The sequence below is a fragment of the Nocardioides sp. BGA-UO-ETr-FS32 genome, assembly GCF_059567905.1.
Genome location: NZ_JCAQOX010000017.1, coordinates 611,121 through 630,651, shown reverse-complemented (window position 1 = coordinate 630,651; position 19,531 = coordinate 611,121). Strand labels below are relative to the sequence as shown.

General features: G+C 71.3%; 21 protein-coding genes and 2 tRNA genes. 20 read left to right on the top strand and 3 right to left on the bottom strand.

What is annotated here, in order from left to right; genetic code table 11:
- The first annotated feature begins 111 nt into the window (after positions 1-111).
- The 9 genes from gnd to AC57BS_RS23185 all read left to right on the top strand — a co-directional run bounded on the left by gnd (position 112) and on the right by AC57BS_RS23185 (position 9,011).
- Positions 112-1,086, top strand: coding sequence for a phosphogluconate dehydrogenase (NAD(+)-dependent, decarboxylating) (gene gnd / locus AC57BS_RS23225; protein ID WP_129455869.1), 975 nt, complete (start codon positions 112-114; stop codon positions 1,084-1,086).
- Positions 1,087-1,096: 10 nt separating this feature from the next.
- A complete protein-coding gene (gene recF, locus AC57BS_RS23220) occupies positions 1,097-2,224 on the top strand; it encodes a DNA replication/repair protein RecF (RefSeq protein WP_496413810.1) in 1,128 nt (375 codons plus the stop codon).
- Positions 2,214-2,798: a DciA family protein gene (locus AC57BS_RS23215; protein WP_496413809.1), complete on the top strand. Its 585-nt coding sequence runs from the start codon at positions 2,214-2,216 to the stop codon at positions 2,796-2,798. The genes recF and AC57BS_RS23215 overlap by 11 nt, the downstream gene beginning before the upstream one ends.
- A gap of 426 nt (positions 2,799-3,224) precedes the next feature.
- A complete protein-coding gene (gene gyrB, locus AC57BS_RS23210; RefSeq protein WP_496414223.1) occupies positions 3,225-5,303 on the top strand; it encodes a DNA topoisomerase (ATP-hydrolyzing) subunit B in 2,079 nt (692 codons plus the stop codon).
- Positions 5,304-5,363: 60 nt separating this feature from the next.
- Complete coding sequence (gyrA, locus tag AC57BS_RS23205) at positions 5,364-8,036, top strand: DNA gyrase subunit A (protein WP_496413808.1); 2,673 nt, start codon at positions 5,364-5,366, stop codon at positions 8,034-8,036.
- Between the two features lie 7 nt (positions 8,037-8,043).
- A complete protein-coding gene (locus AC57BS_RS23200; RefSeq protein ID WP_496413807.1) occupies positions 8,044-8,589 on the top strand; it encodes a DUF3566 domain-containing protein in 546 nt (181 codons plus the stop codon).
- A gap of 69 nt (positions 8,590-8,658) precedes the next feature.
- Positions 8,659-8,732, top strand: a tRNA-Ile gene (locus tag AC57BS_RS23195).
- 46 nt (positions 8,733-8,778) lie between these two features.
- Positions 8,779-8,904, top strand: a complete 126-nt coding sequence (locus AC57BS_RS23190; RefSeq protein ID WP_210428882.1) for a DLW-39 family protein — start codon at positions 8,779-8,781, stop codon at positions 8,902-8,904.
- Positions 8,905-8,935: 31 nt separating this feature from the next.
- Positions 8,936-9,011, top strand: a tRNA-Ala gene (locus tag AC57BS_RS23185).
- 61 nt (positions 9,012-9,072) lie between these two features.
- Here the strand turns inward: AC57BS_RS23185 and AC57BS_RS23180 are convergent.
- Positions 9,073-9,513: a F0F1 ATP synthase subunit B family protein gene (locus AC57BS_RS23180; protein ID WP_496413806.1), complete on the bottom strand. Its 441-nt coding sequence runs from the start codon at positions 9,511-9,513 to the stop codon at positions 9,073-9,075.
- A 316-nt stretch (positions 9,514-9,829) separates the two neighbouring features.
- On the opposite strand from AC57BS_RS23180, the gene AC57BS_RS23175 reads away from it, so the two are divergent.
- The 9 genes from AC57BS_RS23175 (at position 9,830) to AC57BS_RS23135 (ending at position 16,001) form a co-directional block, all read left to right on the top strand.
- The gene (locus tag AC57BS_RS23175) at positions 9,830-10,768 is read left to right on the top strand and encodes an ATP-binding protein (RefSeq protein ID WP_496413805.1); all 939 of its coding nucleotides are present in this window, start codon (positions 9,830-9,832) and stop codon (positions 10,766-10,768) included.
- 67 nt (positions 10,769-10,835) lie between these two features.
- Positions 10,836-10,991 (top strand): hypothetical protein, encoded by a 156-nt coding sequence (locus tag AC57BS_RS23170; RefSeq protein ID WP_496413804.1) that lies wholly within the window; start codon positions 10,836-10,838, stop codon positions 10,989-10,991.
- Between the two features lie 35 nt (positions 10,992-11,026).
- Positions 11,027-11,866 carry an ERCC4 domain-containing protein gene (locus AC57BS_RS23165; protein ID WP_496413803.1) on the top strand — a complete coding sequence of 280 codons (840 nt, stop codon included), beginning with the start codon at positions 11,027-11,029 and terminating at the stop codon, positions 11,864-11,866.
- A 61-nt stretch (positions 11,867-11,927) separates the two neighbouring features.
- Positions 11,928-12,599, top strand: coding sequence for a leucine efflux protein LeuE (gene leuE / locus AC57BS_RS23160; protein WP_496413802.1), 672 nt, complete (start codon positions 11,928-11,930; stop codon positions 12,597-12,599).
- A gap of 101 nt (positions 12,600-12,700) precedes the next feature.
- Positions 12,701-12,904 carry a hypothetical protein gene (locus AC57BS_RS23155; protein ID WP_496413801.1) on the top strand — a complete coding sequence of 68 codons (204 nt, stop codon included), beginning with the start codon at positions 12,701-12,703 and terminating at the stop codon, positions 12,902-12,904.
- A gap of 89 nt (positions 12,905-12,993) precedes the next feature.
- The gene (locus AC57BS_RS23150) at positions 12,994-13,722 is read left to right on the top strand and encodes an SURF1 family protein (RefSeq protein WP_496413800.1); all 729 of its coding nucleotides are present in this window, start codon (positions 12,994-12,996) and stop codon (positions 13,720-13,722) included.
- 24 nt (positions 13,723-13,746) lie between these two features.
- Complete coding sequence (locus AC57BS_RS23145; RefSeq protein ID WP_496413799.1) at positions 13,747-14,127, top strand: DUF3817 domain-containing protein; 381 nt, start codon at positions 13,747-13,749, stop codon at positions 14,125-14,127.
- Positions 14,128-14,163: 36 nt separating this feature from the next.
- A complete protein-coding gene (locus AC57BS_RS23140) occupies positions 14,164-14,994 on the top strand; it encodes a patatin-like phospholipase family protein (protein ID WP_496413798.1) in 831 nt (276 codons plus the stop codon).
- Positions 14,991-16,001: a lysophospholipid acyltransferase family protein gene (locus AC57BS_RS23135; protein WP_496413797.1), complete on the top strand. Its 1,011-nt coding sequence runs from the start codon at positions 14,991-14,993 to the stop codon at positions 15,999-16,001. Before AC57BS_RS23140 ends, AC57BS_RS23135 begins: the two co-directional genes overlap by 4 nt.
- Before the next feature lie 186 nt (positions 16,002-16,187).
- Here AC57BS_RS23135 and AC57BS_RS23130 read toward each other — a convergent pair whose 3' ends face one another.
- Positions 16,188-17,009 (bottom strand): hypothetical protein, encoded by an 822-nt coding sequence (locus tag AC57BS_RS23130; protein ID WP_496413796.1) that lies wholly within the window; start codon positions 17,007-17,009, stop codon positions 16,188-16,190.
- A 128-nt stretch (positions 17,010-17,137) separates the two neighbouring features.
- Between AC57BS_RS23130 and AC57BS_RS23125 the strand changes: the two genes are divergently transcribed.
- The gene (locus AC57BS_RS23125; protein WP_496413795.1) at positions 17,138-17,650 is read left to right on the top strand and encodes a peptidylprolyl isomerase; all 513 of its coding nucleotides are present in this window, start codon (positions 17,138-17,140) and stop codon (positions 17,648-17,650) included.
- 32 nt (positions 17,651-17,682) lie between these two features.
- A complete protein-coding gene (locus tag AC57BS_RS23120; RefSeq protein WP_496413794.1) occupies positions 17,683-18,627 on the top strand; it encodes a rhomboid family intramembrane serine protease in 945 nt (314 codons plus the stop codon).
- Between the two features lie 403 nt (positions 18,628-19,030).
- On the opposite strand, the gene AC57BS_RS23115 is transcribed toward AC57BS_RS23120, so the two are convergent.
- Entirely contained in the window at positions 19,031-19,483 is a 453-nt protein-coding gene (locus tag AC57BS_RS23115; protein ID WP_496413793.1) for a cell division protein CrgA, read from the bottom strand.
- Between the last annotated feature and the right edge of the window lie 48 nt (positions 19,484-19,531).

Below are 19,531 nucleotides of genomic sequence, written 5' to 3'. Positions count from 1 at the left end.
TCAACCGGGTCTCGATACAGCACGTCGCGAGCTCGTCCCTCACTCGCGGTGCCACTCGACCTCCTCCGCCACGCCGTGCACTCGTTCCTCGTGCACGGCTAGGCTCCGGACATGGACATCGGACTCATCGGACTCGGCAAGATGGGCGGCAACATGCGTGAGCGCATGCGCCGCGCGGGACTCACGGTCGTGGGCTACGACCGCAACCCCGACGTCAGCGACGTCGACTCGCTCGCCGCGTTGGTCGAGGCACTCCCCAGCCCCAAGGTCGTGTGGGTCATGGTGCCCGCCGGCGACCCGACCCGGGCCACCGTGGCGGAGCTGGCCGACCTGCTCGGCGAGGGCGACGTGGTCGTCGATGGCGGCAACTCGCGCTGGACCGACGACCTCGCCAACGCCGAGCTGCTCGCCGGCAAGGGCATCGGCTACGTCGACTGCGGGGTCTCCGGCGGCGTGTGGGGCCTCGAGAACGGCTACGCCCTGATGTACGGCGGCGACGCCGACGACATCGCCAAGGTGCAGCCGGCATTCGACGCCCTCAAGCCCGAGGGCGAGTTCGGGTCCGTGCACGCCGGCAAGGTCGGCGCCGGGCACTTCTCCAAGATGGTCCACAACGGCATCGAGTACGCGATCATGCAGGCGTACGCCGAGGGCTGGGAGCTGCTGGAGAAGGCCGAGCTCACCGACAACGTCACCGAGGTGTTCCGCTCGTGGCGCGAGGGCACCGTCATCCGCTCGTGGCTGCTCGACCTGATGGTCAACGCCCTCGACGAGGACCCGGGGCTCAGCCAGGTCGCCGGCTACGCCGAGGACTCCGGCGAGGGCCGCTGGACCGTCGAGGCCGGCATCGAGAACGCCGTGGCCACCCCGGCGATCACCGCGGCGCTCTACGCCCGCTTCGTCTCCCGCCAGGACGACGCGCCGACGATGAAGGCGATCGCCGCGATGCGCAACCAGTTCGGCGGCCACGCGGTGCGCTCCTCCGCGCCCAAGGGCGGCGACGCCGAGGGCGCCACCGGTGCCGAGCAGTCCGAGTCCGCGCAGAAGGCCGGCGCCGGCAGCGACCGGGAGACCGGCGAGAGCTAGGCCTGACCCGTTGCACGTCGCCCACCTGAGCCTCCACGACTTCCGTTCCTACGGCGACATCGACGTCGCCCTGGAGCCGGGGGCGACGGCGTTCATCGGACGCAACGGGCAGGGCAAGACCAACCTCGTCGAGGCGATCGACTACCTCTCGCGGCTCTCCTCCCACCGGGTCGCGACCGACGCGCCGCTGGTGCGGGCGGGCGCCGACCAGGCGATCGTGCGCGCGTCGGTGGTCAAGGAGGGGCGTACGGCGCTCCTCGAGGTCGAGCTCAACCCCGGACGCGCCAACCGTGCGCGGATCAACCGCTCGCCCCTCCCCCGACCGCGCGAGATCATCGGCCTGGTGCGGACCGTGGTCTTCGCGCCCGACGACCTCACCCTGGTCAAGGGCGATCCCTCCGACCGCAGGAAGTTCCTCGACGACCTGCTCATGCTCCGTACGCCACGCCTCGCGGGCGTCCGGTCCGACTACGACCGGATCCTCAGGCAGCGCAACAGCCTGCTCAAGACCGCCGGACTCGCCCGCGGCTCCTCGCGCGACGCGGCGATGGCCACGCTGGAGATCTGGGACGACAACCTGGCCCGCGTCGGGGCGGAGATCCTGGGTGCCCGGCTGCAGCTCGTCGAGGACCTGCGGCCCTACCTCGGCAAGGCCTACGAGGCGGTGGCCCGCGGCGCGAGCCGTGACGACGCCGACCTCGAGTACAAGGCCAGCGTGGAGCTGGCCGAGGACCTCCAGCAGGCGCTGCTCGACGCGATCGCCTCTCGTCGCAAGGAGGAGCTCGACCGCGGCATCTCCCTCATCGGTCCGCACCGCGACGAGCTCGTGCTCACCCTCGGCGACCCCCAGCTGCGCCTGCCCGTCAAGGGGTACGCCTCCCACGGGGAGTCGTGGTCGTTCGCGCTGGCGTTGCGCCTGGCGTCGTACGACCTGCTGCGCGCCGACGGCGACGACCCGATCCTCGTGCTCGACGACGTCTTCGCCGAGCTCGACGCCGAGCGCCGCAACCAGCTCGCCCAGCTCGTGGCGGGCGCCGAGCAGGTCCTCGTCACGGCCGCGGTCGCCGCGGACGTGCCCGCGTCGCTCCAGGGCGTGCGCTTCCTCGTCGCGGACGGGACGGTGACCCGTGACGGATGAGCAGCCGGGCCCCGACGGGCCCGCGACCGACGAGGCCGGCTCCGACGAGAGCACCCCCGAGGTCGCTGCCGAGGAGCACCGCCCCGACGGCCTCGACCTCGCGCGCGCGGCCGCCCGCGCCGCGGCGGCCAACCCGGGCTCGGCACCCGCGCGGCGGCGTACGTCCTCCTTCCGCCGGCGGACCTTCACCACGTCGTCCGGCGCCCGACCGGACGACCGCGACCCCCAGCTGCTCGAGCAGGCGATGGGCCGGCTGATCGCCAACCACGGCTGGGAGGTCGACCTCCGCGTGCAGGGCGTCTTCGGCCGCTGGGCCGAGCTCGTCGGTTCCGAGGTCGCGGACCACTGCACGCCGGAGTCGTTCGACGACGGGCGGCTCGTCGTCCGCACCGACTCCACGGCCTGGGCCACCCAGCTCAAGCTGCTCGCACCGAGCATCGTGCGCCGGCTCAACGAGGACCTCGGGCACGGCACCGTCACGGTGATCGAGGTGCTCGGACCGCACCTGCCGAGCTGGACCAAGGGACGCCTCTCGAGCCGCGACGGCCGCGGCCCGCGCGACACCTACGGCTGATCGCGCGAGAGCCTCGTTCTGCCGATCTGGGAGCCGCACGACCACATGGGGCCCCACCGAACCCCCTGTTCGACCGGCTGAACGGCTCCCACGGGGCTGCTACGGGCACTTTTTCGAGCGGATCCCTCCCCAACCCGGGGCGGGTACTTCGGTTCAGAGCGCCTGACGGGTAATATGAGCGTACGAGTCGCACGTCGTGTTGCAGGCGCAACCGCAGCGACTCGACTCATGTCGAACGCCCTCGGACGAGATCCGCGGCGACGAGCAGAAGGCTGTGCCTTGAGCGAACAGAATCACGAGTCCACCCCGGCCACCACCCCCGATTCTGACCCCACTCCACAGCCCGCACCTCCCTCCGACGGGGCGCCCAGCGAGAGCGAGCGCGCCGAGGCTCTCGCCGCGGCGGTCGAGGAGGCGGTCGAGGCCGTGGAGGAGAAGCGCTCCACCACCGCCGTCGACGGCAGCGTCGAGTACGACGCCTCCGCGATCCAGGTCCTCGAGGGCCTCGAGGCCGTCCGCAAGCGCCCCGGCATGTACATCGGCTCCACCGGCGAGCGGGGCCTGCACCACCTGATCTGGGAGATCGTGGACAACGGCGTCGACGAGGCGCTGGCCGGCTACGCGACCAGGATCGTGCTCACCCTCCAGGCCGACGGCGGCTTGCGCGTCGAGGACAACGGCCGTGGCATCCCCACCGACACCGCCCCCGGTCAGGAGATGCCCGCGCTCACGATGGCGCTGACCATGCTCCACGCCGGCGGCAAGTTCGGCGGCGGCGGGTACAAGGTCTCCGGCGGCCTCCACGGCGTCGGCGTGTCCGTGGTCAACGCGCTCTCCACCCGGCTCGTCGCCGAGGTCAAGAACCGCGGCCACCTGTGGCGCCAGACCTTCCAGCTCGGCGTGCCCGACGCCGACCTCGAGCAGGTGCGCCCGATGGAGGACGGCGAGCAGACCGGCACCACCGTCACCTGGTACGCCTCGGAGGAGATCTTCGAGCACACCAACTACAACCTCGAGACCATCACCTCGCGGCTGCGCGAGATGGCCTTCCTCAACAAGGGCGTCGAGTTCGTCGTGCGCGACGAGCGCCCCGATGCCGAGTCGCGCGTCGACGCCGTCCAGGACGACACCGTCGACGACGAGGTCGACAACGCCGGCCACGACGCGATCAAGCGCGCCGAGACCGGCGGCCTCGAGCAGGTCTTCAGGTACGACCGCGGCCTCGTCGACTACGTCGAGCACCTCAACCGTCGCAAGACCGCGGCCAACCCGACCGTCATCTCCTTCGAGGCCGAGACCGCCGAGGGCGCCTCCGGGCAGCACATGAGCCTCGAGGTCGCGATGCAGTGGAACACCTCCTACACGGAGTCGGTCCACACCTTCGCCAACAACATCAACACCCACGAGGGCGGCACCCACGAGGAGGGCTTCCGCGCCGCACTCACCTCCCTGGTCAACAACTGGGGCGAGGAGTGGGGCCTGATCAAGAAGAAGGAGGACCGCGTCTCGGGCGACGACATCCGCGAGGGCCTGACCGCGATCATCTCGATCAAGCTCAGCGAGCCGCAGTTCGAGGGCCAGACCAAGACCAAGCTCGGCAACACCGAGGCCAAGGGCTTCACCCAGCGGATCATGAACGACCAGCTCGGCGCCTGGCTCGAGCAGAACCCGGCCGAGGGCCGCGAGATCGTCCGCAAGTCGCAGGCCGCGGCGAGCGCCCGGATCGCGGCACGCAAGGCCCGTGAGCTGGCCCGCAACCGCAAGGGCCTCCTCGGCGGCGGCGGCCTGCCCGGCAAGCTCAGCGACTGCCAGTCGACCAACCCCGCCGAGTGCGAGGTCTTCATCGTCGAGGGCGACTCGGCCGGCGGCTCGGCACGCCAGGGCCGCGACCCGCGCATCCAGGCGATCCTCCCGATCCGCGGCAAGATCCTCAACGTCGAGAAGGCCCGCATCGACAAGGTGCTCGCCAACTCCGAGGTCCAGGCGATCATCTCCGCGCTCGGCACCGGCATCCACGAGGAGTTCAACCTCGAGAAGCTGCGCTACCACAAGGTCGTGATGATGGCCGACGCCGACGTCGACGGCCACCACATCAACACCCTGCTGCTGACGCTGCTGTTCCGCTTCATGAAGCCGCTCATCGAGCACGGCTACGTCTACATGGCCCAGCCGCCGCTCTACCGCCTGCGCTGGAACAAGCCCGCCGAGCACGAGTTCGTCTACTCCGACGCCGAGCGCGACGCGCTGCTCGCCGACGGCCAGGCCCAGGGCAAGAAGCTCCCCAAGGAGAACCCGGTCCAGCGCTACAAGGGCCTCGGCGAGATGAACGCCGACGAGCTGTGGGAGACCACGATGGACCCCGACGGCCGCCTGATGAAGCAGGTCACGCTCGAGGACGCCGCCCAAGCCGACGAAATCTTCTCGATCCTCATGGGCGAGGACGTCGAGCAGCGCCGCTCCTTCATCCAGCGCAACGCCAAGGACGTCCGCTTCCTCGATATCTAGGTCGCTAGCCGCATCTACGACCAGCCCTAGACATCGATAGAACGCAGGAGAAAGACAGACATGACTGAGACCCCCACCGGCACGGGAGCAGGCGGCTTCGGCTACGGCGACGACCGCATCCAGCCGATCGAGCTGCAGACGCTCATGCAGCAGTCCTACATCGACTACGCGATGACCGTCATCGTCGGGCGCGCGCTGCCCGACGTACGCGACGGGCTCAAGCCGGTGCACCGCCGCATCCTCTACGCGATGTACGACGGCGGCTACCGACCCGACCGCGGCTTCTCGAAGTGCTCGCGCGTCGTCGGTGACGTGATGGGTCAGTACCACCCCCACGGCGACTCCGCGATCTACGACACCATGGTCCGCCTCGCGCAGCCGTGGGTGCTGCGCGCGCCGCTGATCAACGGCCAGGGCAACTTCGGCTCGCCGGGCAACGACTCCGCCGCCGCCATGCGTTACACCGAGTGCCGCATGGCGCCGCTGGCGATGGAGATGGTGCGCGACATCGACGAGGACACCGTCGACTTCCGTCCCAACTACGACGGTCGCTCGCAGGAGCCGACCATCCTGCCGTCGCGGTTCCCCAACCTGCTGGTCAACGGCTCGGCCGGCATCGCGGTCGGCATGGCGACCAGCATCCCGCCGCACAACCTGCGCGAGGTCGCCGAGGGCGCCGTGTGGGCGCTCGAGCACCCCGACGCCACCAAGGAAGAGCTGCAGGACGCCCTCGTCGAGCGGATCAAGGGCCCCGACTTCCCCAACGGCGCGCTCATCGTGGGCCGCCAGGGCATCGAGCAGGCCTACCGCACCGGGCGCGGCTCGATCACCCAGCGCGCGGTGGTCGAGATCGACGAGGACGCCAAGGGCCGCGTCATGCTGGTCATCAGCGAGCTCCCCTACATGGTCAACCCGGACAACCTCGCGCTGAAGATCGCCGAGCTCGCCGACTCCGGCAAGATCCAGGGCATCTCCGACGTCCGCGACGACACCAGCTCCCGCACCGGCCAGCGGCTGGTCATCATCCTCAAGCGCGACGCCGTCGCCCGCGTCGTGCTCAACAACCTGTTCAAGCACACCGAGCTGCAGACCAACTTCTCGGCCAACATGCTGGCGCTGGTCGACGGGGTGCCGCGCACGCTGCCGATCGACCAGTTCATCTCCCACTGGGTGACCCACCAGATCGAGGTCATCCAGCGGCGTACGCGCTTCCGCCTCGCGGAGGCCGAGCGCCAGGCCCACATCTACCGCGGACTCGCCAAGGCGCTCGACGCGCTCGACGAGGTCATCGCGCTGATCCGCCGCAGCCCCGACGTCGAGGAGGCCCGCACCGGCCTCATCGACCTCCTGGAGATCGACGAGATCCAGGCCAACGCGATCCTCGAGATGCAGCTGCGTCGCCTCGCCGCCCTCGAGCGCCAGAAGATCATGGACCGCCTCGCCGAGCTCGAGCGCGTCATCGCCGACCTCGAGGACATCCTCGCCAACGAGGCCCGCCAGCGGCAGATCGTGGCCGACGAGCTCACCGAGATCGTCGACAAGTACGGCAACGACCGGCGCTCGCAGATCATCGCCGCCGACGGCGACCTCTCCATGGAGGACCTGATCCCCGACGAGGACCTGGTCGTCTCCATCACCCGCGGTGGCTACGCCAAGCGGACCCGCGCCGACCAGTACCGCCTGCAGAAGCGCGGCGGCAAGGGCGTACGCGGTGCCACGCTGCGCGGTGACGACGTCGTCCAGCACTTCATCGCGACCACCAATCACCACTGGCTGCTGTTCTTCACCACGGCAGGTCGCGTCTACCGCACCAAGGCCTACAACCTGCCCGAGGCTGCGCGCGACGCGAAGGGCGGCCACGTCGCCGGCCTGCTGAGCTTCCAGCCCGACGAGGACATCGCGCAGGTGCTGGCGATCCGCGACTACGAGCAGGCCCCCTACCTGGTGCTCGCCACCCGCAACGGCCTGGTGAAGAAGACCAAGCTGGGCGACTACAACAGCCCGCGCCAGGCCGGCGTCATCGCGATCAACTTCCGCGAGGACGACGACGAGCTGATCGGCGCCGAGCTGGTCAACGGCGACGACGACATCCTGCTGGTGTCCCGCAAGGGCCAGGCGATCCGCTTCCAGGCCAGCGACGACCAGCTGCGCCCGATGGGCCGGGCCACCGGCGGCGTACGGGGCATGAAGTTCAAGCACGACGACGACTCCGTGCTCTCCCTCTCGGTGATCCGGGCAGCGCAGGTCGCGGCCGAGGAGGCGGCCGAGGCCCGCCTCGTCGAGGGGGGCGAGGCGCCGGCCGACATCGCGCCCGGCGACCTGCCCGACGTCAAGGAGCAGTACGTCTTCACGATCACCGACGGCGGCTACGCCAAGCGGACACGGATCACCGACTACCGCATCACCAACCGCGGCGGTGTCGGCATCCGTGCGGTCAAGCTCAGCAACGAGGACCGCGGCGGCCTGGTCGGCGCGTTCATCGTGGAGGAGGGCGACGCGGTCCTGTCCATCACCAGCGGTGGTCAGGTCGTGCGCAGCCCCATCGACGCCAACTTCCGCGCCACCGGCCGTGACAGCCAGGGCGTGAAGTTCGTGACGCCCAAGAAGGGCGACACCGTCGCCGTCGTGGCACGCTCGGTCGAGGCGCCCGAGGAGGACGAGGAATCGCCGGTTGTGGCCGACGATGCAACAATCGACGGTCAGGACGCCCCTGCCGACACCACCGAGGAGTGAGTGATCCATGTCGGAACGCACCGCAGCTCCCCGTCGTACGGCGGGGGACGAGCCCGCCAAGCGGTCCCTGACCGACCGGCTGCAGGACACGTTCTCCAGCGCCGCTGAGGAGCACCGCGCCAATGCCGGACCGCGTCAGGCGAGGGGCAGCCGCGCCCGTCGTGTGCCGGGCCGCCAGCCCCGGCGCGCCCGCCTGCGGCTGACCCGCATCGACCCGTGGTCGGTGATGAAGACGTCGTTCCTGCTCTCCGTCGCCTTCGGCGTCGTCACCTTCGTCGCGATCTTCATGGTGTGGTCGGTGCTCGGCGCGGCCGGCGTGTGGGACTCGATCAACTCCGCGGTGGCGAGCATCGTCGAGGGCGACAGCGGCAACTCGACCTTCGACGTCACCGACTACGTCGGGATGTCCCGGGTGCTCGGCTTCACGCTCCTGGTGTCCGTGCTCGACGTCATCCTGATCACCGCGATCGCCACCCTGACGGCGTTCCTCTACAACCTCGCCGCCGCCCTGCTCGGCGGCATCGAGGTGACCCTCGCCGAGGACGAGAAGTGAGTCGATCCCCGATTGGCACCGCCTGACCGCGGTCAGGTAATCTTCGGCGTCGCCGCTTGCGGCGAGTGCGGGCCTATAGCTCAGACGGTTAGAGCGCTTCCCTGATAAGGAAGAGGTCACAGGTTCAAGTCCTGTTAGGCCCACTCCAGACCTTCGTCCCACCCTTCGCTCCGCCACTGAGGAGAGTCCATGAAGAAGCTCCTGCTGGTCGTCCTCGCCGCCGCGGGCGCGGTGCTCGCGAAGAAGAAGCTGGACGAGGGCAAGAACGAGCAGGCCCTCTGGGCCGAGGCCACCGACACCGTCGAGAAGGCCTGACGCTCTCCTCCACCGAGCGCTTGGCGCTCACGGGGCCTTGGCGCAATTGGTAGCGCACCTGCTTTGCAAGCAGGGGGTTAGGGGTTCGAGTCCCCTAGGCTCCACCACCACGTCCGCTCTGGCGGGTGCGGCCCGATGCCGGCGGGTGCCGCCGGGGCGGCTACACCCTCAGCCGTCGGTCGGTGCGACCGGGCGCTGCTCGTCGAGTCGCGCGAGATGCTCGGTGAGCAGGCGTCGCACCTGCTCGCGCTGGTCGGCCTCCATCTCGCGGAGCGCGGCGATCTGCGACTCGAGGTTCGCCTTCTCCTCCGCCAGCTGACCGAGCGCGGTCGACCGCTCGCTCTCGAGCTCCGCGGTCTGCTCCGCCCTGGTGCGGGACAGCTCGTCCGCCATCCGCGCGGCCTCGTCGCGGCTGGCCTCGCCGATCTGTTGGGCTGTGGCCTGCGCGGTCGTCACCAGCGACTCGGCCTCCGTCCTCGCGTCTGCGACGAGCTGGTCGGCGGTGCGTGCTGCGATCTCCAGGATGCGTGAGGGGTTCTGACGGGAGTCCCCATCGTGGTCGTTCATCGGCGTGGCGGTCTCGCCGGACGGCTGGTCAAAGCTCGACATGTCTTCCCCAAGGTGAGTGCGGCCCTACCGGACAGTGTGCGGATCGGATGCTCCACCCGACGCCGCATGCACCATCTTCGCGCATTCGGGCGAGGAGCGGGTTGATCGCCCTCGCATGGACAGTCAAGAACTGCGGCCGTACGCCACGCCGCCGTCCTTGAAATCAAGCACCCCGGGCTGTCGGAGGGCCGCAGCTCTGCATCGTGGACGGGGGGCGCGAGCCCAGGGCGGCGCCCACCGCGGGCCGACTCAAGCCACCGAGCCCGGGCAAGGTCTAGCCTCACGTCGTATGGAGGGTGCGCCAGGAAGGTTGCAGGTGCAGCTCGCCGCGGACCCGGTCAGTGTTCCGGCCGCGCGTCGGTTCGTCGTCGACGCGCTCACCGCGTGGGGCGAAGGGCGTCACGTCGAGGACGGCGAGCTGGTGGCGAGCGAGCTGACCGGCAACGCGGCCCTGCACGCGGGTGCTCGCTTCATGTACGTCACGGTGGAACGGAGCGACGACGCTCCCGGAGTGCGGGTCGCCGTCGAGGACGACGGTCCGGTCGGTGCGGACGCCCTGCACGTCCGGACACCGGCTGTCGCGGAGGGCCCCCTCGACTGGACAGACCTGCCGGCCACCGGCCGGGGCCTGGCGATCGTCGCGGTCCTCGCCGCGGAGTGGGGTGTCGAGGAGACGCGTCGGGGCAAGCGGGTGTGGGCACGTCTGGTCGAGCCCGGTGCGGTCGGCGAGCTGCGCGAACCACAGCGACCCGGCACCCGCGCCGACGCTTCGCTGGACGAGGAGCTGCCGCCGGGCTGGACCCTGGTCCGGCTGGCCGGATGCCCGGTCGAGCTCAGCCTGCAACAGGACCGTCATCTCGACGAGCTCGTGCGGGAGCTGCAGCTGCTGGGCGCCGACGAGGGACGACCGGAGTCGACGACCCTCGCGCACGAGATCCGCGACCTGCTGGTCTCACCGGCGCACGCCCGCGTCGTGGGCCGTCGGACCGCCGAGCGAGCACGCGAGGAGGGGAAGGAGACGGTGGACGTGGAGATGGCGATGCCGCGCGAGCTCAGCGCGCTGATCGTGCGGCTGCAGAGTGCCGTCGCGCGCGCAGACGAGCTGTGCGAGGACGGCCGACTGCTGACCCTGACGTCCTCTCCTCAGCTGCGCGAGCTGCGCGCCTGGATGACGCACGAGATCGTCGCGCAAGCCGACCGCGGGGCGACGCCGACGCCGTGGGACCAGTGGCCGGGCCGACTCCTGCCCGGATGATCCGTGCCACCCGCGCGCATCCGTGTGCGCGGGACGGGTACAGCGTCAGCGAGGCAAGGAGATGACCATGAGCAACCATCAGGACGAGCCCACCGACCAGCGGCCCGAGGACGAGACCGAGACCGAGACCGAGACCGGTGGTCCCGGGGCAGAGATCGGCCGCTCCGACGGCGAGGGGAGCACCTTCGAGCCGGAGGAGGATCCCGAGGGGCACGCCAGCTGAGCGCCGTCGCCAGCCCCTCAGGCGGGGGTGTCGGCGTGGTCGTGGGACCGGTCCTGGTCGACCACCGCGAGCGCAACAGCGTGATCCCCGAAGCCCTCGCCGCCGCCGGTCTCGACGTCCGGCTGACCGACCTGCCGGTGGGCGACTACGTCCTCGGAGCCGGCCTGGCGATCGAGCGCAAGGGCCCCGAGGACCTGGGGGCCTCAATCCGCGACGGTCGGATCTTCGACCAGGCGGTCCGGTTGCAGTCGGCCTTCGCCCAAGCGGTGCTCCTGGTCGAGGGAGAACCGCGGGGGATCGCCGAGGATGCCTGGCGCGGCGCGGTGTGCCGCCTCGTCGAGGACGGCTTCACCGTGCTGCACAGCCTGGACGCCGACGACAGCGCCGCCTGGATCATCCGGCTCGCCAAGCGTGCCCGCCGCGCCGGGCCGACGACCCCCACCCACGGCCCCCGTCGAGCACCGCGCCATCCGTCCGCGCAGGCCGAGGCCATGCTGTCGGTCGTCCCCGGCATCAGCACCACGATGGCCCGCAGCCTGCTGGCCGCGTACGGCACCCTCGCCGAGGTCGCGGCAGCCGCACCGGAGGGCCTTCGTCGCCATCCCGGCATCGGTCGCGTGCGCGCGGCCCGGCTCGCCGAGGCACTGCACGGGGACTACGTCGCACCCGTCGACCGCGACCCCGAACCCGCGCGGCCCTCCCGCGGTGCCCGACCCGCGCGGCGTTGGATCCTCGCCGACCCGGACCCCCGCGCGGAGCTGCAGTCGTTCGACCGCCGAGCCATCGCGCTGCGCGCCCTCCAGTCGGCTGCCGAGGGCACCCAGCTGATCGACGGGCTCACCGGCGAGGTGGTGGCGACAGCCGGCCGGTCGTGACGTCGGGCCCACCCCTCGAAATCGGTCCCCGGCGCAGAGGGCCCGGCCCCACACTGGTCCCATGCTGGGCATCACCGACCTCCCGACCTACCTCGTCGGCCTGGTCCTGATCATCCTGCTGCCGGGCCCGAACTCGCTCTACGTCCTCTCCGTCGCCGCGCGACGCGGGGTCCGCAGCGGGTACGCCGGGGCGGCGGGCGTGTGGACGGGCGACGCGGTCCTCATGACGCTGTCCGCGGCCGGCGTGGCGTCGCTGCTCCAGGCCAACCCCGCCGCGTTCGCCGTCGTGAAGTGGGCCGGCGCGTCGTACCTGCTCTGGCTCGCGATCGGCATGCTCCGCGCGGCCTGGGCGATGTGGCGCTCGCGCGTCCCCGTCGCCGACCAGCTCGCCGACGCCGCCGTCGAGGCCGGCGTGGAGCCGCAGGCACGCGGCGAGCGGCCGTACCGTCGCGCCCTGGTGATCAGCCTGCTCAACCCCAAGGCGATCCTGTTCTTCGTCGCGTTCTTCGTGCAGTTCGTGGACCCGGCGTACGCCCACCCGGTCCTGTCCTTCCTCGTGCTCGGCACGCTGGCGACGCTGGCCAGCGCGGCGTACCTCAGCATCCTGATCGTCGGCGGCACCCACCTCGCGGCCGCCTTCCGCAGGCGCAAGGCGCTGTCGGCGGGCGCGACCTCCGCGGTCGGTGCGGTGTTCGTCGGGTTCGCGGTCAAGCTCGCCCTCGCCTCCGCCTGAGCGGCTTCAGGCAGGTCTCGTTTTCAGGGTCCTTCGCCTCTGGTGCGCCCGGGTGGGGACGCAGAGGCTGGACCCAGGAGCTCCCAACGGAGGTGGCACCCGTGAACAGTCATGAAGAATTCGAGAAGGCCGCAGCGGCGCGTGAGGCTCGTGACGCCGTCGGAGGGCAGCAACGCCCGAGCAGCAAGGGCGACGAGGTCAAGGCAGCCCTGATGCACTACCTCGCCACCGAGTCGTTCCGCGAGCGCACGGGGTCCTCCCGCGCCGCCGACGAGGGCGAGCGGCCGGACGCCGACGAGGCGTGAGCTCGGCTCACGGGCTTCGAGGCTCGTCGACCGCGCGCTCCACCCACCTGCACGAGTGCCGGCTGGGAGCGGCTGGGACAATCGAGCCCGTGACCGCGCCCCGCCGACCCGGCCTGCTGACCGACCTCGGCGCGGCGGCCCTGGCGCTCGTGCTGGTCGGCATCGCGGGCATGCTCGGGAAGTGGCAGTACGACGCCTGGCAGGCGTCGCGCGAGGCCGAGGCGCGCGACCTCACCGGGATCGCCCCCGTGCCGCTGGGTGACGTGATGGGCAACGACGACCCGTTCCCCGCCCCCGACCTCGGGCGCCCCGTCGAGGTCGCCGGCGAGTGGCTGGACGGCGGCTTCTGGGTCGCCGACCGCGACCGCGGGGACGAGCCCGGCTACTGGGCGGTGGCCCCGCTGCAGACCGGCGACGCGGCCGTCCTCGTCGTACGCGGGTGGGCGCCGCAGCCCGACGCCGACCTGCTCGTCGTGAGCGGTGCGGCCGACGTCACCGGCTGGCTCCAGGCACCCGAGGGCACCCTGGTCACCGACGACGACCCCAGCGACGACGTCTTCCCCGAGATCCGGGTCGCCGACGCCGTGCAGCGCGTCGACGTCGACCTCTACTCCGCCTACCTGATCAGCCAGGAGCCCGCGCCGGGCCTGGAGGAGGCCGAGCTCGAGGCGCTGCCGACGCCGAGCCGGACGACCGGGATCCGCAACCTGCTCTACGCGGTGGAGTGGTGGGTCTTCGGTGCCTTCGCCGCCTTCATCTGGTGGCGCTGGCGGCGTGACGTCACGGCCCGGCAGCTGCCCTCGCCGACGGCCGGGTAGGCGGCGCCGGATACCTTGGGCGCCGTGTCCCGCAACCTCACCGCCTACCGCGTGATGGCCGCGATCGTCGGCGTCCTGCTCGTGGTGCTCTGCCTGGTCGGCGTCCCGCTGGCCAACTTCGACGGATCCCCGATGTGGGGCGTCTTCGACAGCACGCCGACGTGGGTCGCCACCGGCTCCGACGCCCAGCACGTGGGCGAGCTGATCACGACCTACCTCGGCGTCGCGCACGGCTGGCTCTACATGATCTTCCTGTTCAGCGCGTTCCTGCTGTCGCGTCGCGCCGGCTGGGACCTGCCGTTCACGCTGGTGACGCTCGTGTGCGGGACGATCCCGCTGCTGTCCTTCTGGGCCGAGCGTCGCGCGACCCGGCGCGTACGGGCCGAGCACCCCGCGCTCGCCTGAGCCACCACCGAGGGTCCGCGCCCTAGAGTCGACGCCATGGTCACCGCGTTCGTCCTCGGCGGCGGCGGTGTCCTCGGCGCCGTCGAGGTCGGCATGCTGCGCGCGCTGCTCGAGCGCGACCTCGTCCCGGACCTGGTCCTCGGCACCAGCGTGGGCGCCCTCAACGGCGCGATGGTGGCCCGCCAGCCCGACCTCGGGGTCGTCGAGCGGCTCACCGAGCTGTGGATCGCGACGGCCGAGAGCCGCGCCGTCTACGGCGACCGCCCTCTGCGCACGGTCCGGCGCGCCGTGTCGACCGGCACCCACATCTACTCCTCCCAGCCGCTGCGCACGCGCCTCGAGGAGGAGTTCGGCGAGACCCGCTTCGAGGACCTCCCGGTGCGCCTCGAGGTCTGCGCGGCGAGCATCGAGCGCGCGGCCGAGCACTGGTTCACCAGTGGCCCGATCGTCCCGGCGGTCCTGGCCAGCGCCGCCGTGCCCGGCCTCCTCCCGCCCGCCGAGGTCGACGGGGAGCACTTCCTCGACGGCGGCCTGGTCAACTCGATCCCGGTCGGGCGCGCGGTCGAGCTGGGCGCGACGCGCATCTTCGTGCTCCAGGTCGGGCGCATCGACCGGCCGCTGAAGGCGCCGACGCGGCCGTGGCAGGTCGCCCGGGTGAGCTTCGAGGTCGCGCGGCGGCACCGCTTCATGCGGGAGATGGCGTCGATCCCCGCGGGCGTCGAGGCGCACGTCCTCCCGGCCGCGGGCACCTCGGCACGCGACGACTCGCTGCGCGCGCACAGGGACTTCGCCGGCGTGCAGGGCCGCATCGACGCGACGTACGCCTCCTCCCGGGCCTACCTCGACGAGCACCTCGGCCGGCCATGAGCCACCCCGTCGTCTGGGCCTTCCGCCGGCTGGTCGTGGCGCCGGCCGTGGTCGCGCTGACGGCGCTGATGTGGGTGACCCTCCCCGGCTGGCTGCTCGTGGCGGCAGCGCTCGCGCCGGTGCTGCCGGGCCGCTGGCGCGCGCTGCGCGTGCTGTGGCTGGTGCTGCTCTACGCCACCCTGGAGACCCTGCTGCTCGCGGTCCTGCTCGGCCTGTGGCTGGCGAGCGGCTTCGGCTGGCGGATCCGGTCGCCGTACTTCGCGGGCATCCACTACGACCTCGTGCAGGGCACGCTCATCGTCTTCGTCCGCGAGGCCCGGCGCGTGCTGGCCCTGCGCATCCGCACCGACGGCCCCCACCCGTCGCGGGTGGCGGACGGGCCGGTGATCGTGATGTGCCGCCACGCCGGCCCGGGTGACTCGTTCATGCTGATGTACGCCCTGCTGCACTGGTACCACCGCGAGCCGCGCGTGGTCCTCAAGAACACCCTCGCCTGGGACCCGGCCATCGACGTGATCCTCAACCGCGTCCCGGCGCGGTTCATCTCGCCGAACCCGGCGGCGGGCGAGGACCTCGAGTCGCAGATCGCGTCCCTGGCGACGGGCCTCGACGCCAACGACGCCTTCGTGATCTTCCCCGAGGGCGGCAACTTCACCCCGCAGCGCCGCGACCGGGCCATCGCCCGGCTCCACAAGCTCGGCCTGGACCGGATGGCCGTGCGCGCCGAGGAGATGGTGCACGTGCTGGCGCCCCGGCCGGGCGGCGTACTGGCAGCGCTCGAGGCCGCACCCGACGCCGACGTGCTGATGGTGGCCCACACCGGGCTCGACCACCTGCTGACCGTCGGCGACCTCTGGCGCGAGCTGCCGATGGACAAGCAGATCACCATGCGCTGGTGGCGGGTCTCGCGCGAGGAGATCCCCGCGGACCGCGAGGAGCGCATCGACTGGTTGTTCGGGTGGTGGGAGCGGATCGACGCCTGGGTCGAGGAGAACCGCCCGGCCTGAGGCCCCTGAGCCACCCTGGCCTCGACTCGGAGCGGTGTCCCACCCACATCCGCGGGTCCCGGAACGTCGCTGGGCCACCGCTCACGGCGGAAGCGGCCAGGGACACGACTCGGGCGGTGCCCCACCCACGTTCCGCACGACGCGGAGGTGGGTGGGACACCGCCCGGAGCGGCGTACGGGGTGGTGCTACTTCTTCCTGGGCACGTCGTCGATGTCGATGACGTCGGCCGGCGCGTCGGGCGTGGTGGCCTCGTGCGCCTCCTCGACCGAGTCGCTGATCGCCTCGCCCGGCTCGCCGCCGCCGGTGTCGTCGGTGGCCGGCGGGTCGACCGTGACGACGTCGTCGGCCGTGACCTCCGCGGGCAGCGGGTCGGTGAGCGGGTCACCACCGGGGGCCGCGGAGGTGGTCGCCGGCGAGGCGGGCGTCGGGGGCAGGGTGGACGTGGTGGTCGTCGTCGGCGTGGACGGCTTGGGCGGCGCCGGGGGCACGTAGGTCGACTGCCAGTTGGCCTCGGCGTCCTGCTTGCCCTTGAGCTTGCTGAACACGAAGCCACCGAGAGCGAGCAGGCCGGTGACGAGCAGGAGTTTCTTGAGCTTGCCGCCCTTGGGCTCGGGCTCGATGCCGCGCAGCTCGTTGACCTTGGCGGCGGCGAGGTCGCGTCCCTCGGCCGCACGCTCGGAGGCGAGGGCGGCCGCGACCGCGGCCTTCTCGGCGGCGTTGGCGCGCGCCTCGGCCAGCAGCGGGGCGGCCTTCTCGCGGGCCTCGGCCGTCTTGGCGGCAGCCACCGCGGCACCGGCCGTCGCCGCTCCGGCGGCGCGCGTACGGCCCTCCTCGATGAGCGGCGTGGCCTTCTCCCGGGCGTCCGTGATGACGGGCCCGGCCTTGTCGACGGCCTGCTCCCACGCAGACTCCAGCTGGGGGATGACGGTGTCGGTGACGGTCTCCGTGACCTGCTCGACGTAGTCGTGGGCCCGGTCCATCAGGGACTTCTTGCGGCCGAAAGGCATGCGTGACCTCCTCAGTCAGTGTGTCCCCATCTCACCACGGCCATCCTGAGGCGACCAGCCCCGTCCGGGTGTGGGAGGCGCGTGGCAGGATCGGGTCGCACACAGACATCACTCGAGAGGCACATCCCATGGCCGACCTGAAGGCGACCCTGAAGACCAACCGGGGCGACATCGTCATCGACCTGTTCCCGAACCACGCCCCCGAGACCGTCGAGAACTTCGTCGGCCTGGCCGAGGGCACCAAGGACTACCGCGACGACGCGGGCCGCAGCGGCGAGAAGTACTACGACGGCCTCGGCTTCCACCGCGTCATCGACGGCTTCATGATCCAGGGCGGCTGCCCGCTCGGCACCGGCACCGGCGGCCCGGGCTACACCTTCAAGGACGAGATCCACCCCGAGCTCGTCTTCGACAAGCCCTACCTGCTCGCGATGGCCAACGCCGGCCCCGGCACCAACGGCTCGCAGTTCTTCATCACCCTCGGCGCCACCCCGTGGCTCAACCGCAAGCACACGATCTTCGGCGAGGTGGCCGACCAGGCCAGCCGCGACGTCGTCGACGCGATCGGCAGCGCCCCGACCGGTGCCATGGACCGTCCCAAGGACGCCGTGGTCATCGAGTCGGTCACCATCGAGCGCTGACGCCCGCCTGACCTGACCGACCCGCCGACCCGATGACCCAGCCGCCCGAGAGGCCGACTGAGGACCAGGCCGCGGCCGGGGTGCCGACGTGCTACCGGCACCCCGACCGCGAGACCTGGATCCGCTGCCAGCGCTGCGACAAGTCGATCTGCCCCGACTGCATGCGCGACGCCGCGGTGGGCTTCCAGTGCCCCGACTGCGTCAAGCAGGCCAACAAGGGCTCACGCCAGAACCGCGCGCTCTACGGCGGTGAGCGCAGCGCCGACCCGCGGCTGACGTCCTACGTCATCATCGGCATCAACGCGCTCGTCTGGCTGGCGATCACGGCGACCGGCGGCGGTCGCTCCCGGCTCGTGGACCTGCTGGCGCTGCGGCCCAACGGCTACTGCGCGCCCGGAGACGGCTTCGTCTACGACCAGACCCATCCGCTCTGCACGACCCCGGGCGTCCGGGAGGCGGCAGGCGTGGCCGACGGCGCCTGGTGGCAGCTGATGACCAGCGTGTTCACGCACGTCGAGATCTGGCACCTGGCGCTCAACATGTTCGCCGTGTTCATCCTCGGGCCCACGCTCGAGGGCATCGTCGGACGCACGCGGTTCCTCGCCGTCTACATCATCAGCGGGCTGGCCTCGTCGGCCCTGGTAATGTGGCTCAGCTTCGAGTACGGCGCGACGGTCGGCGCGTCCGGCGCCATCTTCGGCATCCTCGGCGCCCTGCTCGTGGCTGCCCGCAAGGCACGGCTCAACGCACAGTGGCTCGTCCAGAACCTGGTGCTCGGCGCGGTCATCACCGTCGTCGGCTGGCGGATGATCTCCTGGCAGGGGCACCTCGGCGGCTTCCTCGGAGGCGTCGCAGCGGCGGCGATCGTCGCGTACGCCCCGCAGGCCCGCCGCTCCCTCGTGCAGTGGGTGGGGCTGGGCGTCCTCGCGGTCGTCCTGCTCGTCCTCGCGCTGGCGCGCGCCGCGTCCCTCGTCTGACCGCGCGCGCACAGCCCCCGCCCCCGTCGTACGACGTGGTGGCGGGGGCTGTGTCGTTCGCGCGTGCACCCACCCCAGCGTCGTACGAACCGCCACGTACGGGGTCGGATCTGCATGACGCAACCAGGGCCGGATTTACCCACAGGTGTGCACACAGCTGTGGACAACTACACCGGTGTAATTCTCCACAGGAGTTATCCCCAATGTGGACAACCGAGCGTGTGGTCGAGAAGGCGCCGGCGCGTACGGATCCGCCGGCGGGGCCCGGGATCGCCCGGGAAATCGACTCGAGCGGTGAGAGAGACGCCTTCCCTTCCCCAGGAAGGCGCCTCACTCACCGCTCGAGGCGACGAATGGATCCGGCCCGGATCGCCGGGCCGAGCTCATGGAGCTGAGGGAGAACCTACTCCCACTTGGTGGCGAAGCTGAACCCGACCGCCATGAAGGCGATGCCGACGACGAGGTTCCACTGGCCGAGGTCGTTGAAGACCCACAGGCTGGAGAGGTCGTCGGAGAAGACGTAGAAGGTGCAGATCCAGATCAGGCCCACCAGGAAGCAGCCCAGCATGCCGGCCACGACCCCGCGACCGCGGCCCAGCGGGGTCGACGGGTGAGCCGAGACCATCAGGCCGACCATGAGGAGCCCGAAGCCGATCACGTAGTTCCAGCGACCCAGGTCGGCGACGGCCTTCGGGCTGCCCTCGACGGGCGGGAACGCGAGCGGGTTGCCGCGGGCCTGCGCGTAGTAGAAGACGAGCCAGGCGATGCCGGCCACGATGAGGAGCAGGGCGACCAGGAACCTGGGGGTGAAGAGGCTGCTCTTCTCCTCGGTGGTGATCGTCTTGGACTTCGACACTGCTGCTCCTGTGGCTCGGCTGATCGGTCCCGGCGAGTCACGGCGCCG

Coding starts and splice junctions, on each gene's coding strand:
- gnd (WP_129455869.1), top strand. CDS start 112: ATGGACATCGGACTCATCGGACTCGGCAAGATGGGCGGCAACATGCGT.
- gyrA (WP_496413808.1), top strand. CDS start 5,364: ATGACTGAGACCCCCACCGGCACGGGAGCAGGCGGCTTCGGCTACGGC.
- AC57BS_RS23200 (WP_496413807.1), top strand. CDS start 8,044: ATGTCGGAACGCACCGCAGCTCCCCGTCGTACGGCGGGGGACGAGCCC.
- AC57BS_RS23190 (WP_210428882.1), top strand. CDS start 8,779: ATGAAGAAGCTCCTGCTGGTCGTCCTCGCCGCCGCGGGCGCGGTGCTC.
- AC57BS_RS23180 (WP_496413806.1), bottom strand. CDS start 9,513: ATGTCGAGCTTTGACCAGCCGTCCGGCGAGACCGCCACGCCGATGAAC.
- AC57BS_RS23170 (WP_496413804.1), top strand. CDS start 10,836: ATGAGCAACCATCAGGACGAGCCCACCGACCAGCGGCCCGAGGACGAG.
- leuE (WP_496413802.1), top strand. CDS start 11,928: ATGCTGGGCATCACCGACCTCCCGACCTACCTCGTCGGCCTGGTCCTG.
- AC57BS_RS23140 (WP_496413798.1), top strand. CDS start 14,164: ATGGTCACCGCGTTCGTCCTCGGCGGCGGCGGTGTCCTCGGCGCCGTC.
- AC57BS_RS23135 (WP_496413797.1), top strand. CDS start 14,991: ATGAGCCACCCCGTCGTCTGGGCCTTCCGCCGGCTGGTCGTGGCGCCG.
- AC57BS_RS23130 (WP_496413796.1), bottom strand. CDS start 17,009: ATGCCTTTCGGCCGCAAGAAGTCCCTGATGGACCGGGCCCACGACTAC.
- AC57BS_RS23125 (WP_496413795.1), top strand. CDS start 17,138: ATGGCCGACCTGAAGGCGACCCTGAAGACCAACCGGGGCGACATCGTC.
- AC57BS_RS23120 (WP_496413794.1), top strand. CDS start 17,683: ATGACCCAGCCGCCCGAGAGGCCGACTGAGGACCAGGCCGCGGCCGGG.